General features: G+C 45.1%; 15 protein-coding genes. 5 read left to right on the top strand and 10 right to left on the bottom strand.

The features are described from left to right. Positions 1–117 precede the first annotated feature (117 nt). The 3 genes from JGK39_RS22940 to JGK39_RS22930 all read right to left on the bottom strand — a co-directional run bounded on the left by JGK39_RS22940 (position 118) and on the right by JGK39_RS22930 (position 4103). Positions 118–1872 carry a methyl-accepting chemotaxis protein gene (locus JGK39_RS22940; RefSeq protein ID WP_293258049.1) on the bottom strand — a complete coding sequence of 585 codons (1755 nt, stop codon included), beginning with the start codon at positions 1870–1872 and terminating at the stop codon, positions 118–120. A gap of 29 nt (positions 1873–1901) precedes the next feature. Further along, positions 1902–3230: a protein-glutamate O-methyltransferase CheR gene (locus JGK39_RS22935; protein ID WP_293258047.1), complete on the bottom strand. Its 1329-nt coding sequence runs from the start codon at positions 3228–3230 to the stop codon at positions 1902–1904. Positions 3231–3623: 393 nt separating this feature from the next. Continuing rightward, positions 3624–4103 (bottom strand): chemotaxis protein CheW, encoded by a 480-nt coding sequence (locus tag JGK39_RS22930; protein WP_293258045.1) that lies wholly within the window; start codon positions 4101–4103, stop codon positions 3624–3626. 150 nt (positions 4104–4253) lie between these two features. Between JGK39_RS22930 and JGK39_RS22925 the strand changes: the two genes are divergently transcribed. The 4 genes from JGK39_RS22925 (at position 4254) to JGK39_RS22910 (ending at position 6354) form a co-directional block, all read left to right on the top strand. Further along, a complete protein-coding gene (locus tag JGK39_RS22925; protein ID WP_293258043.1) occupies positions 4254–4598 on the top strand; it encodes a BON domain-containing protein in 345 nt (114 codons plus the stop codon). A gap of 236 nt (positions 4599–4834) precedes the next feature. Next, positions 4835–5206: a DUF4278 domain-containing protein gene (locus JGK39_RS22920; protein ID WP_293297452.1), complete on the top strand. Its 372-nt coding sequence runs from the start codon at positions 4835–4837 to the stop codon at positions 5204–5206. A gap of 184 nt (positions 5207–5390) precedes the next feature. Continuing rightward, complete coding sequence (locus tag JGK39_RS22915; protein WP_293258039.1) at positions 5391–6041, top strand: RNA ligase family protein; 651 nt, start codon at positions 5391–5393, stop codon at positions 6039–6041. Beyond that, the gene (locus tag JGK39_RS22910; protein WP_293258037.1) at positions 6016–6354 is read left to right on the top strand and encodes a DUF433 domain-containing protein; all 339 of its coding nucleotides are present in this window, start codon (positions 6016–6018) and stop codon (positions 6352–6354) included. Before JGK39_RS22915 ends, JGK39_RS22910 begins: the two co-directional genes overlap by 26 nt. A 13-nt stretch (positions 6355–6367) precedes the next feature. On the opposite strand, the gene JGK39_RS22905 is transcribed toward JGK39_RS22910, so the two are convergent. The 3 genes from JGK39_RS22905 to JGK39_RS22895 form a co-directional block, all read right to left on the bottom strand. Further along, positions 6368–6583 (bottom strand): hypothetical protein, encoded by a 216-nt coding sequence (locus JGK39_RS22905; protein WP_293258035.1) that lies wholly within the window; start codon positions 6581–6583, stop codon positions 6368–6370. A 402-nt stretch (positions 6584–6985) separates the two neighbouring features. Next, positions 6986–8167, bottom strand: coding sequence for an RtcB family protein (locus tag JGK39_RS22900; RefSeq protein WP_293258031.1), 1182 nt, complete (start codon positions 8165–8167; stop codon positions 6986–6988). Between the two features lie 230 nt (positions 8168–8397). Then, a complete protein-coding gene (locus JGK39_RS22895) occupies positions 8398–8784 on the bottom strand; it encodes a DUF2358 domain-containing protein (RefSeq protein ID WP_293258029.1) in 387 nt (128 codons plus the stop codon). Between the two features lie 123 nt (positions 8785–8907). On the opposite strand from JGK39_RS22895, the gene JGK39_RS22890 reads away from it, so the two are divergent. Continuing rightward, the gene (locus tag JGK39_RS22890) at positions 8908–9738 is read left to right on the top strand and encodes a glutathione S-transferase N-terminal domain-containing protein (RefSeq protein WP_293258027.1); all 831 of its coding nucleotides are present in this window, start codon (positions 8908–8910) and stop codon (positions 9736–9738) included. 88 nt (positions 9739–9826) lie between these two features. Here JGK39_RS22890 and JGK39_RS22885 read toward each other — a convergent pair whose 3' ends face one another. From JGK39_RS22885 to JGK39_RS22870, 4 genes are all read right to left on the bottom strand, one after another. Further along, on the bottom strand, positions 9827–11251 hold the full coding sequence (locus JGK39_RS22885) for an NADP-dependent isocitrate dehydrogenase (RefSeq protein WP_293258025.1): 1425 nt from the start codon (positions 11249–11251) through the stop codon (positions 9827–9829). Between the two features lie 160 nt (positions 11252–11411). Beyond that, positions 11412–12026, bottom strand: a complete 615-nt coding sequence (locus JGK39_RS22880; RefSeq protein ID WP_293183920.1) for a DedA family protein — start codon at positions 12024–12026, stop codon at positions 11412–11414. A gap of 288 nt (positions 12027–12314) precedes the next feature. After that, complete coding sequence (gene ahcY, locus JGK39_RS22875) at positions 12315–13592, bottom strand: adenosylhomocysteinase (RefSeq protein ID WP_293258023.1); 1278 nt, start codon at positions 13590–13592, stop codon at positions 12315–12317. 519 nt (positions 13593–14111) lie between these two features. Further along, positions 14112–14717 carry a VTT domain-containing protein gene (locus JGK39_RS22870; RefSeq protein ID WP_293258021.1) on the bottom strand — a complete coding sequence of 202 codons (606 nt, stop codon included), beginning with the start codon at positions 14715–14717 and terminating at the stop codon, positions 14112–14114. Between the last annotated feature and the right edge of the window lie 49 nt (positions 14718–14766).

Below are 14766 nucleotides of genomic sequence, written 5' to 3'. Positions count from 1 at the left end.
AGCAATAACTGATACAATTTTAGATTTTAGATTTTAGATTGTTCTATACAGACGATTATCGGGGTTGATAAATTGTTGATAGTTGCATTCTTTGTCACGCAGGGGTACGAGTAACTGTCAACTGACTTTGAATCGCGAAATTTCGTGCCGCATTCCTTGGGCTGCTTCGTTCAACTGGGCGATCGCACTATTGATTTCCCGCAAAGCATCAGCAGTTTGCAGAGAAGTTTCGGCCAACTGCGCCATCGTTTCGCTAATTTGCTGAGCGCCTTCTGATTGAGCTTCCATACCTCGATTTACCGAATCGAAGCGGGGAGTGAGAGATTGTACTTGCTCAATAATCTGGGCTAATTGCACGCCGATGTTGCGAATATCTTCCATCCCCCGGCTGACTTCATGGGAGAATTTATCCATTTCCATCACCCCAGTAGAAACGGCTGACTGCATCTCTTTTACCATGCTTTCAATATCTAATGTGGCAACGGCTGTTTGGTCGGCTAGGCGGCGAATTTCGCGGGCGACGACGGCAAAACCCATGCCGTATTCTCCGGCTTTTTCGGCTTCGATCGCAGCATTTAAGGAAAGTAAATTAGTTTGGTCTGCTACTTTAGTAATTGTGGTAACAATGCTGTTGATATTGTTAGCTTTTTCGCTAATTATTCCGAGTTTGTTAGAGATAGAGTTGGTAGAGTTTCCCAACAGTTTCATGGTATTTTCCATGCGAACTAACTCTTTTTGACCGGTACCAGCTTCCCGGGCGGTTGATTCTGCCATATGGGAAACTTCATCCATAGTTTTTACGAGTTTACCGCTGGTGGCTGCGATTTCTTTTGCAGTAGCTACAACTTCGTTGGTGGAGGCTGCTTGTTGGTTGACTGTGGCTTCTAATTGTTTCCCAGAAGCTGCTATTTGGGTGGCTGATGAAGTGATTTGAATTCCCGATGTTTGGACTTGCTTGATTAATGCGGCTAAACCGCGATTCATGCTGCGGAAGGAGTTTTGCAATTTGCTGATTTCGTCTTTGGTGTCGCTGACATGAACTTCTGAAGTCAAATCGCCGATCGACATTTTCTCTGCTACATCCACAACTCCGGCAATTTTAGCCCCTAACGGTTTGGCGATCGTATTGCTAAAGTACAGTCCAAACAGTACAGCGGTTAAAGGGCCCAGCAGCGTGCCTAAAATCACCCAGAACCGAGTTTGAGTGATATCTTCGGCGGCAGATGAGGCCGAATCTGCTGCTAATTTGCGATTGTAGTTGAGGAGTTCCAGCATTGCATCAGTCGCAGCTTGAAATGTAGTTACTTTCACATTCAAAGCTTGTTCGTTCATTCTGTTAAGCACCTCAACTGCTGAAGCTGCAGTTGCTAGTTCAGGTGATTTAGTTTTGCCATTTTGAAGCAAATTAATTTGGATTTGTCTTGGGTTGAAAATGCCAAATTTTTCATATTCTGTATTTAGTTGTTGGAATTGTTTGTGAGCATCAGTCCACCTTTGCCACAGCGGTTTGAATTCTTGATAAAGTTTGTCTTCGCTGTCGTCGCGGGGGATTTTTTCGTATTCTTTAAAACCTCGATCTATTTGAGTCCAAGCATTATTTATTCTCGCGATTTCTCGGCGTCTTTGGTCAGGATTGATTGCTTCGTTGAGCAGCATTCGATCGGAAGACTGTACCTGTGTTTGTCCTTCGTTGATTTTCCACAAGGCCACGGTGCTCGGATAAGCATTGTTGGCGAGGGACACCAGGTGTCCGGACAGCCGAAAATTACCGCTGGCACCAACTAAAGCCACCACCAGGACGATCGCCCCCATGAACACAAACGCAGCGATCATGCGTCTTTGCAAAGTCATATGCTTAAAAATATTGTTCATGCTTCGATTCTCAGTTATTACTTATTAGGCTATTTTTCCATTCTCTGAATGCGCCGGCGGACGATCGCAGCACCGACACGATCTCCTCGCTCTTCTTTGAGCAAAGCTAGGTGAATTAGTCCTTCATAGTGATCCGGCTTGAGGTAAGTTGCTTTTTGGAAAGATTGCTCGGCTTGTTGGCGATCGCCCGTTGCTTGGTAAACTTGGCCCAATAAAACGTAAGCGTCAGCATTCGTGGGATTTTGACTGAGGTAAGTTTCGCACATTTTGGCAGCTTCCTGCAATTGTCCGCGATCGGCCAAACGGCGCGCTGCGTCTAAATCGGCACTCGCAGACTTAGCAGGATCTGGTGGCGGGGCGATCGCCCGAATTGGCAAAATCCCCGAATTCTCATTCTCTCTCGGATATTTTTGAGGGGAAGTAGAGGATTTACTGTTAATACTTGGCAACTTATCGCTGCGAATATTTTCCCTATTTTCCGCGTGTTTAAACTCCCCAACCATCCGCGAATAATTAATATTAGTCGGTTGTTTTTGAACCTGCACTTGCGGGCTGTCCGAAATATCTGTTTTGCGGTAAGCAAATGCTAGGGAATGACGCACAGAGACAAATTGAGGAGGCAGTTTCTGCCCGCTTTCCGAGTGACCTAAAAACAATATCCCTGTTTTTTTCAACAAGCGGTTTAAAAGTTGAATTGTCTGATTTCTGCCTGCTTTATCAAAGTAAATTAACACGTTACGACAAAAAATTGCATCGTAAGGAAGTTGGCCGACTAAAAAATAGCTGTCTAGAATGTTCCCCTGAATAAAATTAACTTTCCTTCTCACTGAGTCGTTCAACTGATAAAGGTCTCCCGGCAGCGCAGTAAAATAGCGATCGCGAAAGTCTAAGTTTTTATCGCGGAAAGAGTTTCTGCCGTAAACTGCGCGATCGGCTTTTTTGAGAGCAACTTTGCTGATATCTGCCGCATCGATGCTGAAGTCGATCGGATTTAAACCAGCGTCTAGTAGAGCGATCGCGATCGAGTAAGGTTCCTCCCCCGTCGAACAAGGAAGGCTCAACACGCGCAGGGTTTTGCCGGGATTTTTGGGCAACCATTCCGCAAGGGCGTAGCGGCTCAAAAAAACAAAAGGTTCGCGATCGCGAAAAAACCAAGTTTCCGGTATCACTACACTTTCGATTAATTCTTCCAATTCTGGAGGGGATGTTTGCAATTTTGTCAAGTAAATACCGATATCCGTTAAACCGCAATCTGCCATCCGACGGTTGACGGCTCTAGTAATTGTATTAGAGCCAATAGTGAGGGCATCTAAACCAATTTTTTGTCTGAGTAGAGCTTCAATTGCTACTTGTGTCATTGATTTTAGCTCGTAGATTTGCGTTCATTCAGTTGACAGTTGACAGTTGACAGTTGACCGTTGACAGTTGGCAGTTGGCAGTTGACAGTTGACCGTTGACAGTTGGCAGTTGCTATTCAATAACGAATAACGAATAACGAATAACCAATAACCCAATACTTCGGACAGTTTTAGCTCTAATCGAGTATCTCAAACCGTTGATGGCTATAGGTCTGACTATTTTTTCAATCTCTAAGTAAGCGCCCTGAGTTTCAAAAACTTATTAAAAATGCCAGGGCTTCCTCCCTAATGCTTACAGGGTCGTTGAAAAACTGTCCGAAGTATTGATAACTAATAACCAATAACCAATGACCAATGACCAATGACTAATGACTAATGACTAATGACTAAATCTCAGTCTTCCTGCTGGGGAAGCAGATAAGTTTTTTGGGATTCAGGCAGCAGATGTTCTACCCTAACAAATTGAATCATACCGCGATCGTCTGCAATCATTTCTCCCAAATAGGGAGTGCTGTCAATCTTAATCCCGGGACTAACAAATTCGGTTTCTGGTTTGTCGAGAGTTTCTGTCACCCTTTCCGCCATCAGCCCTAAAATTACCGGGCCGCGCAAACTGTCGCCGTTCCCCTCAGAAGTATCGGGAAACTGGCAATTGACTAACACAATGCGCGTGCTCAAGTAAGCGCGGGCAGCCGTGCCCTGTAGCATTTGGCACAAATCAATGACCGGGACGAGATGCCCTCGGTAGTTAAACAAACCGGAAATGTATTCCGGCGCGCTGTGAAGTTTTTTCAAGGTGACAGTGGGAACTACTTCGACTACGCGCCTGCTATCCAAGGCATAGCGATCGTCCCCTACATAAAAGAGCAACATCAACATCGGGATACCAGTAGAGATTTTATATTTTGCAAGTCTAGCGGAAAAACATTTTGAGAATTTTCGCTTAGTTTTGCAACAATTAGGAGTCTTTTGGAATTCTAGAGCTATCTTGGAAAAAGTGTATTTTCTGGAGACTCAACTTCTATGGGTTGGTTTAAAAGACTGTTTGGACTCGAAAAGCCTGAAGAGCAGGCTCAACCGATGGCAGAAGTAGTACAGCAAGCAGCCGAAGCGCAATCGATTGCTCCTGCTAAAGTCGGCCCAGACGGAAATTTTGACGAAAGCGGCCTGGCGAAGCGGGTGGCTTTGGCTTTTGACGGCGATTCTGAAGTTGCTGATATCGAGACTGTTTGGGTGGCTCAGCTCAGCGGCACGGTTGTTCTCAAAGGTCAAGTTCCCAGTCAGGAAATTCTTGACAAGTTGGTGGCCATTGCCTCTGCTGAAGAGGGCGCCACAGGCGTGCAAACCGATCAAGTGACAGTCGGGTAGTTCTTCGGATCTCGATCGGTTTCGCTTTGAGTACGATCGAATTAGTCAAAGCTCGATTAAACCCGCTGCGGCGGGTTTTTTCCTGCCTTTTCACCCTCAAAATATTAATTTTTGTAAACAGTAGCTAAATTGTGTAAAAAACAGTATAATTGAATACAGAAACTTAAAAAGTTTTAGGAAAAAAAGTACATCAGACAAAATTTCCCTTTTTTATATCTGTATAAGGATTGAAAAATATGCAACTGAGTTATCGCGGTGCTAACTACGAGTACGACATTCCCACAGTCGAGATGATCGAAGGGGAAGTCGCGGGCAAATATCGGGGTCAAGACTGGAACTATCGGTATCCCAGACACGTTCCCGTCCCCAAAAAATATGGGGGCGTAAACTCTACCACAAAGCGAGATTTTCAAGTCCAGCAGGATGTCGCAGCAGCTAGCGCACCTGGCGCGGCGGTGGAAACTTCGCCAACTGCTGCGGATGTGGCGCAAGTTCACCGGGCGCATATTTGCAGTATTCTCGATCGCAGGAAACAAGTAGCCGCAGCCAAAGGCGATGAAACACTGCTGCGCTTGCTAGAAAGAGAGTGGCAGCAAATGGCTTGTTAAGAAAAAGGTTCAGAAAATTACGATCCCCGGTTCAACAACCAAAAAATAGGTTTGTAGTGAGGACTTCAGTCCGCATAAATCCAAAGACTCGCATTCCTCACTACAAAAACCTCGATCGCAGTTAACTAACCGAAGACAATATAAACTACGCTCTTAAATTCAGCATCAAAAGCAAGTCAAAAAAGTGACAAGAATCCAACTTGCCTATCCCAAAATTCCCGACAGCAAAAACGCTCCATTAGATAAGTGCATAGCCTTTGAAAAGTACGATGGCACTAACCTGCATTGGGTTTGGGAACAGCAACTTGGGTGGTATGCGTTTGGAACACGTCGCGACAGATTTGATTTAGACGATCGGGGAATTGCAGAATTTAACGCAGCACATCCGGGTTTGGAGGAAGCGCCGCAGATTTTTGCCAGAGACTTCGCGAAATCTCTAGAAGTTGTATTTAAGGCGAACCCAGAATATCACAGCCCTGAAATCGCGGTATTCACAGAGTTTTTTGGCGCTAATTCCTTTGCAGGAATGCACAAACAGGATGAGCCCAAAAATTTGGTGCTTTTAGACGTGCAGGGCGATCGAGGTATGGTCGAACCCGAGCAATTCGTTCGAGATTTCAGTTTAGTAAACATTGCTAGAGTTGTGTATCGCGGAAAGTTGACAGGCAAATTTATTGATGAAGTGCGTCAAGGAAAATACGGTGTAGCCGAAGGAGTTGTTTGTAAAGGAAAGGATAAGGCTAACAGTATCTGGATGGTCAAGATTAAAACTATGGCTTACATGAAAAAACTGCAACAAGCGTTTAAAAATGATTGGGAGACATATTGGGAGTAAACGGGGAGTTAAGAAGCCGAGATCCCCTGGTGCGATAAAGAAGAATCAACTACTATCAGAGGCAAATAGGTCGATCGCACCACACATTAGCGTAGATCCTAAGATCCATCATGGTGTACCTGTCATCACTGGAACTCGCGTGCCTGTATCTATAGTGATAGGATCGCTTGCAGGAGGCATGGGAAAGGAAGATGTGATGCAAGAATACGAACTTACCAAAACTCAAGTCGAAGCGGCCCTCGCTTACGCAGCCGAATCTAAACAGACAAATTTCTCAAATAATCAAGATTGCAAATGTTACATAAAACCTTGAACTTCCAAGATAATTACTCCTCAAGATAAGCTAATGCTTCGGCTCTACCTAGCAAGGTGGTATTCACAGCTTCATTCATCGCTTTGTTCAGGCAATAATCTTCTACTGCTTCCGCCAGATTCTCCTCTGAAGCTTCTCCGTTAGGTAACAGTTGTCGCCATAAATCAATCGGAATCACTACTCCGATCGCCTCGCCGTCTTGGTTGGTAAGATATTCAATATTTAGCATGACAGTTTTCCTTAAGCCTTAATTTATATCGACTCCTACTTCTAAGTGTACCATCAGAAATTCGATCGGGCGATCGCACCAAATTCTCCCTCTCCTATCCTGTCCGGTCGATTGACCGCGATAAAATAAGTTCGTAGTGTGGACTAAAGTCCGCAAAAAGAGCGGACTTTAGTCCACACTACGAACCGTTTTTGTAGTGTGGACTAAAGTCCGCAAAAAGAGCGGACTAAAGTCCACACTACGAACCGTTTTTGTAGTGTGGACTAAAGNAGTCCGCAAAAAGAGCGGACTAAAGTCCACACTACGAACCGTTTTTGTAGTGTGGACTAAAGTCCGCAAAAAGAGCGGACTAAAGTCCACACTACGAACTGTTTTTGTTATGGTAATCCATCGCACATCATATCATCCCTTCACGCAAACCACCTGCTTCAGAGTCGCCACAACCTCCACCAAATCCGACTGCTGACTCATCACCTCATCAATCGACTTATAAGCCCCCGGAATTTCATCAATAATCTCCTCATCCTTGCGGCACTCAACACCCTTTGTTTGCTCGATCAAATCATCGAGAGTATATACATTCTTCGCCTTAGTACGAGACATCAAGCGTCCAGCACCGTGACTGCAACTACAGTAACTTTCAACATTTCCCTTACCTTTAACAATAAAAGACTTCGCCCCCATCGAACCCGGAATAATCCCCAAATCGTCAACTTGCGCGCGCACAGCACCCTTGCGAGTCACATACACATCTTCCCCAAAATGCACCTCTTTTTCCGCATAATTGTGGTGGCAATTCACCTGTAACAGCGGCTTGGTAACTTTGCCACCGGCGAGATGCTTTTCCACAATTTTCTTAAACCGATTCATCATGATATCGCGATTAAAACTCGCATAATCCTGCGCCCACTGCAAATCGTGCCAATAAGCAGCAAACTCCGGCGTACCCGCTACAAAATAAGCTAAATCTTTGTCAGCCAAACTAATTTCTGCGAGTTTAGCTAAGTCTTTGGCAGTGTCGATGTGGTGTTGGGCTAGCAGATTGCCGATACCGCGCGAACCAGAGTGCAGCATCAGCCAAACCGAGTTTTCCGTATCAACGCAAACCTCAATAAAATGATTGCCACCGCCGAGGGAACCTAACTGTTTTAAAGCTTTATTATCTTGGCGCTGCACTCCTTGATGCAGTTCCTTGAAATCTCCCCATCTTTGCCAGTTAGTAACAGTTTTTTCGACTTCTTTGTTTTCCGCAAATCCGACGGGAATTCCTGCTTCGATATCGAGGCGAATTTGTTTGAGTTTTCCTTCTAATTTCTTGGCGTTAAATGGCATTTTTACGGCCATGATTCCGCAACCAATATCCACGCCCACAGCAGCCGGAATAATTGCTTCTTTTGTGGCAATTACTGAGCCGACTAAAGCTCCTTTTCCTAAATGTACGTCGGGCATTAGGGCGACGTGTTTGAATACAAATGGCAAAGATGCTACATTGGCGGCAATCTTGGTTTCTTTGTCGCCCAGGGCGTGATTTGCCCAGGATAATACGGGTTTTGGGGTGGATATTTCTAATTTTTCGTAGGGCATTTTTGTTTAAATATATTTAACTTGAGTTATCATGTAGTATACTTGTAACACAAAGATCGGCTAACGTCAATAGCCCGATCGCCCAAAACGCGGTTTTCAAGCAAAAAACTTAGTTCAAAGCTTGAATCTCCGTTAAAAACCCCGATCGCTCAGAGTCGTAAAGTTTGTAGTGAGGACTTCAGTCCTCCAATCTCAGCCGTAATCAGTCGTGAAAAACTACTGAAAAGCGGTTATTTGTCGATCGCAAATACCAGTTGTTTGAGCACGTCTAGCCGCGAACAGTTCCAGTAATCGACGTGGGAAACGATTAAACCGTCGCTGTTAACCTTCAGTTCGCTCCTACCGCTAATTGCCATTTTCGGTTTCCAAGGTAACGGCGCAATCCAACTCAGAGTCCAGCGAGTGTCTATAGTATCTCCCGACTGAGAAATATCGTGCAAGTCTAGTTTAATCTGTTGAAAAAAAGTTCCCATAAACCCGATCATTTTTCGGTAGCGATCGACTCCAGTAAATCGATTCACTGGATCTTCAAAATAAACATCTTTTGCATAAATGTTGTAAGTCTGATTTTCAGGAAATCTGCGGTAGTCATCTTTGAGAATTTCCAGAATATTCATTATTATTAATCATACGCCTTAAATCACTATAATATAATCATACCAAAAAATAGGGTTTCCCATCCGGCATCGCAGGATTCCGCAAGTTTTTAGAACAGGGTATAAATTCCCGTCTTAAAAACCTTGCCCTCAACTATCAACTGTCAACTGTCAACTGTCAACTGTCAAACGATTTTAGATTTTGGATTTTGGATTTTGGATTGGGGATTGGGAATTGAAGATTTTGATTGTCAACTGTCCCTAGGTCAACTGTCAACTCTTCCTTCTTCCTTCTTCACATCGATCTTCTTCCTTCTTCCTTCGTGTCAACTGTCAACTGTCAACTATCAACTGTCAACTATGATCGACCTCTACACTTTTACCACACCCAACGGCCGCAAAGTCTCGATCATGCTCGAAGAAATAGGTTTACCCTACAACGTGCACGTCATAGACATCAGCAAAAACGACCAATTTAGCCCGGAATTCATCGCCATCAACCCCAACAGCAAAATACCCGCTATAGTCGATCGCGATAACGGCATCACAGTCTTCGAGTCAGGCGCCATCCTGATCTATCTTGCCGAAAAAAGTGGTCAATTTCTGCCCACAGACAAACACAAATACTTTCAAGTCATGGAGTGGCTGATGTTTCAAATGGCCAGCGTCGGGCCCATGTTCGGTCAACTAAACCACTTCAAACGCTTTGCACCCGAACAAATTCCCTATGCAATTCAACGCTACGAAAAAGAAACCCTGCGGCTTTACGGAGTATTAGACAATCAACTAGCAAAATACGAATACATTTGCGGCGAATATTCGATCGCCGATATGGCGACTTATCCGTGGGTTGCTATTTACGAATTTCAAGGATTAACCCTCGACAACCATCCCCACCTCAAACGTTGGGTAGAAACCTTGCAGAAACGTCCCGCCGTTGAGCGCGGTATGGCTGTTCCATCTATACAAAAATAGCAATTTTTTGAACCGCAAATACACAAACATATTACCAATCTTATCGGCGTTTATCTGCGTTCATCTGCGGTTCAAAAATCCCTCAAACTCAATCAGCAAAGTGCTTAATAATCGCCTCAGCAAACTCCGAACACTTGAGTTCCGGCACCGGAGGCTCCATCAACCTTGCCAAATCGTAGGTAACTTCACCATTAGAAATTGCAGCGCCCAAACCCTTCTTAATCAAATCTGCCGCTTCCTGCCATCCCATATATTCTAACATCATTACCCCCGACAAAATCAGGGAACCGGGATTAACTCGATCGAGACCGGCGTGTTTCGGTGCAGTGCCGTGAGTCGCCTCAAAAACTGCACATTCATCACCAATATTCGCACCGGGGCCCATGCCCAATCCGCCGACAATGGCTGCGGCAGCATCGGACAAATAATCGCCGTTTAAATTCATCGTTGCCAAAATCGAATATTCGGCTGGTCGAGTTTGAATTTGTTGGAATATACTGTCAGCAATTCGGTCATTGACCATGATTTTTTCCTGCCACTGCCCGCTACCGTGACTTTCCCAAATTGCCGACAGAACATCGGCAACTTCTTTACAAATTACGGCTTGTTTTTCGGGTGTCAAAGCGTCGTAGCCCGGATCGATTTGGCGGGCATTGTCTTCTAAGCTAATCTCGGGATTGTGTTCTTTGTTGCCCAGAATCCAAGATTCTCTTTCTGTCACGCACTGCGCGCGAAATTCCGTGGTTGCCAACTCGTAACCCCAATCTCGGAAGCCTCCTTCGGTGTATTTCATGATGTTGCCTTTGTGCACCAAGGTTACTTGCTGCTTGTCTTTTGGCAACCGCAAAGCGTGGGTAATTGCCCGCCGTACTAAGCGCTGAGAACCGCTTTTGCTAATTGGTTTAATGCCGATCGCAGAATCGAGGCGTATTTGTTTTTTGCCGTGTTCTGGCGTTGCAGGAATTAACTCATTGTTGAGGTATTCAATGAGTTTGTTACCGATTTCACTGCCTTGTTTCCATTCAATTCCCAGGTAAATATCTTCTGTATTTTCCCGGTAAATAATTACATCTAGCAGTTCGGGAGTTTTGTGCAGCGATGGGGTGCCATCGTAATATTTGCAGGGCCGCACGCAGGCGTAGAGGTCAAATATTTGGCGCAATGCTACGTTGAGCGATCGAATTCCGCCACCTACTGGGGTTGTCAGCGGGCCTTTGATGGCGACGCCGTATTCTTTGATGGCGTCTAGGGAATCTTGGGGTAAATACTGGTAAGTACCGTAGACATCGCAGGCTTCGTCGCCTACGTAAATCTTGAACCAGTTGATTTTCCGCTGGCCTCCGTAAGCCTTTTCTACGGCAGTATCCATGACTTTCTGGGATGCTGGCCAGAGGTCTACGCCCGTACCGTCACCGCGTATGAAGGGGATAATTGGGTCGTTGGGGACGATCGGCGAACCGTCTTTGAATGTAATTTTAGAACCAGTTGTGGGGGCTACAATCTTTTCGTACATATCTTAACAGTGCGGATAGCAATTCTCCTTATTTTGCCACGATTATCTGTCTAAACCTCAAATTTTTCTAAATAATTGCCAAAAATTTGGATGACTTTATTTTTTACCGCACAGCAAAGCAGATGAACGCAGATAAACGCAGATTCTTTTGATGATGTCTTTATTTGCGATATTTTTCCTTCTGCATATTCTTTTTCACAACCCACAAAATAAAGCCGATGACAATAGTCACGGCAACTATTTTGGAAACGGGAGCGAGGTAATCATCTACAAGTGCATAATTTTCACCTAATTTATATCCGGCAAAAGTGAGGAAACTCACCCACAAAATTGTGCCGATTGTTGAGTAGACTAAAAACGGGATTAAAGCCATATTGTTGATGCCGGCGGGCAGGGAAATCAGAGTGCGAACTCCCGGTACGAGGCGACACAAAAATACGGCTTTGTTGCCGTGTCTGTTAAACCATCTATTTGATTTGTCAATATCTGCACCGGATACTGTAATCCATTTGCCATATTTGTCTGCTAAATTTCTCAAGCGTTCTTCGCTCAATAATTTGCCGGCATAGTACCAGGGAAGTGCTCCGAGAATGGTGCCGATTGTCCCTGCTGCGATCGCCAGGGTTAAGTCCATATCGCCCTTCGATGCGGTGAATCCTGCCAGCGGCATAATCAATTCTGAGGGGATCGGCGGGAACAAATTTTCTAAGAACATCAACAGTGCAATGCCGAGATAGCCCATCGACTGCATTGTGTTAGTTATCCATTCAACCATTTTGATTTAAGAATTGGTAATAGGTACAGCAGAAGGCAGAAGGAAGAATATCTCATTTCCAGGCAGAGCTGATTGGTGACAACTTAACGTAAAACCGACATTCCGGCAGGGAATGAATTCCCTGCCTCAAAGCTAAAGTCCTCTTGCATAGGACTAAAGAACTTATTAGTCCTATGCAAGAGGACTTTAGCTATTAGCCAGGGGTTTCAACCCCTGGCGGACGGACTTGCAGACTAAAGGGTTAAGTTGTCACGCCTTGGGCTCTGCCTGGGAACGAGAATACTAGGATTAAGTGCCCGAAGTCCAAGAGTTGGTGTACTCAATTTGATCGGGAGTCAAGGTATCAATGTAAATACCCATTGCTTCCAATTTGAGACGCGCGATTTCTCTGTCAACTTCCACAGGGATTGAGTGAATACCTGGCTCTAGTTTGCCTTTGTTTGTGACAAGATATTCGGCGGCCAAAGCTTGGTTGGCAAAGCTCATATCCATCACGGCGCTAGGGTGTCCTTCGGCGGCTGCCAAGTTGATCAAACGGCCTTCGCCCAAGACAATAATCGACTTGCCATTATTGAGACGGTATTCTTGAGTGAAAGAACGTACTGTCTTCACGCCAGTGCTTTTTGCACCGAGGGATTTGAGGTCAATTTCGATGTCGAAGTGACCGGAATTGCAAACCATTGCGCCGTCTTTCATGGTGTCGAAATGTTCGGCACGAATGACGTGTTTGTTGCCGGTGACGGTGATGAAAATATCTCCGACGGTGGCTGCTTCGTCCATTGGCATCACGCGGAAACCGTCCATCACTGCTTCGATCGCCCGAATCGGATCGATTTCGGTGACAATTACGTTGGCGCCCATGCCGCGAGCCCGTTGTGCCGTGCCTTTGCCGCACCAGCCGTAACCTGCAACCACAATATTTTTACCAGCTAACAAAATATTGGTAGCGCGGATAATGCCATCTAGAGTAGATTGACCTGTGCCGTAGCGGTTGTCAAAGAAGTGCTTCGTATCCGCGTCGTTGACGTTCATCGCGGGGAAAGTCAGCACGCCGTCTTTCAACATAGCGCGCAGGCGCACGATGCCGGTGGTGGTTTCTTCGGTGGTGCCGATCAAGTCAGCAATTTGCTTGGGGCGGTGCTGGATCAGCGCTGCTACCACGTCGCTGCCGTCGTCGATGATAATATTGGGACGGTGGTCTAGGGCTGTGTAGACGTGACGTTCGTAGGTAGCGGCGTCTTCTCCTTTGAGGGCGTAGACGGAAATGCCGTAGTCTTCAACTAAGGAAGCGGCTACGTCATCTTGGGTGCTCAAGGGGTTGCTGGCGATCAGTACGGCGTCGCCACCGCCGAGTTTGATGGCGATCGCCAAATGAGCGGTTTCTGTGGTTACGTGGCAGCAAGCAGCCAAGCGAATCCCAGCAAAAGGCTTTTCTTTAGCAAAGCGTTCTTGAATTTGACGCAAAACGGGCATTTCCCGCCCTGCCCACTCGATGCGTTGCTTGCCCAAAGGGGCTAGGGACAAGTCTTTTACTTCGTGTTGAATCTTGACGGATGTAGCTACCATGTATGTTATTTCCCAGAAATCATCAAACTTTGTTAGTTTTAGCAGATTTACCTATCTGGGGGCAAGTGTTGCATTTTTATTATCTCCGGGTGGGTGATGCGGATCTTAAATTTTGATTGTGCGCGATCGACTTGCTTTGCGATATCAGCACCGGGGAGTAACCCACACAGCCAGAGTCAGTCGATTTTAGATTTTAGATTTTAGATTTTAGATTTATTTTAGATTTTTTATTGATTTTATATTTTAGCGATTTTATATTTTAGCGATTTTATATTTACTTGCCTCGATAAATCTGAAATTTTCAACTTTAGTTTCAAACCTTACTTTAGAGCGAACTGAATGTTTTTTATCAAGTAATTCCACCTAATTAAACCTCAAACGCCCATGGCCAAAAAGCTTGCTATGTATCCCTTCTTCCGACTTCACCCTTGACGACTTCCATCAAACTGAAATTTCTTACATCCGTTACATCCGTTACATCCGTTACATCCGTTACAGAATCCGTTGCCGAACTTCTTTCTACTTATTAGCGCGGCGTTCTTGAATTATATGAATAATCGAAGGCACAAAAGAAAGTACAATTATTGCGCCAACAATCGGCAGTAAATATTCATCTACTTTATCCGGCGGAATCATTTTTCCCAAATAATAACCAAGCAGCGTTAGCCCCACCGTCCACAAAAACCCGCCGATCAGGTTGTAAAACATAAAAGTTTTGTATTTCATTGCCGCCACTCCCGCCACTATCGGGGCAAAAGTTCGGACAATCGGCATAAATCTCGCCAGTACAACTGCTTTTTGGCCGTGTTTTTCGTAGAAGTTTTCGGTTTTTTCTAAATATTCTTTTTTAAACAGCCACGAATCTTCCTTGTTAAATAAGCGGCGGCCCCAACGGTGTCCGCTTGCATAGCCGACATTATCGCCCGCCACCGCGCAGACAAAACACCCAAAAATTAGCGTCCAAATATTCATAGAGTTTGGCCCCGACGCCACAATTCCCGCAGCAAACAGCAAGCTGTCGCCGGGGAGAAAAAAACCGAACAGCAATCCGGATTCCGCGAACACAATAGCCCAAATTCCCAAATATCCGAAGCTTTTAATCAGTTGCTGCAAATCAAAATTCATCTTTCTGTTTTTCCGGGGAATGAACTTAGCAATACAGACAATGAAATCT

The organism is Microcoleus sp. PH2017_12_PCY_D_A, from assembly GCF_020738565.1.
Taxonomy (GTDB): Bacteria; Cyanobacteriota; Cyanobacteriia; order Cyanobacteriales; family Microcoleaceae; genus Microcoleus.
Note: the sequence above shows the minus strand (reverse complement) of the source record. Positions and strands in the feature narration are given on the sequence as shown.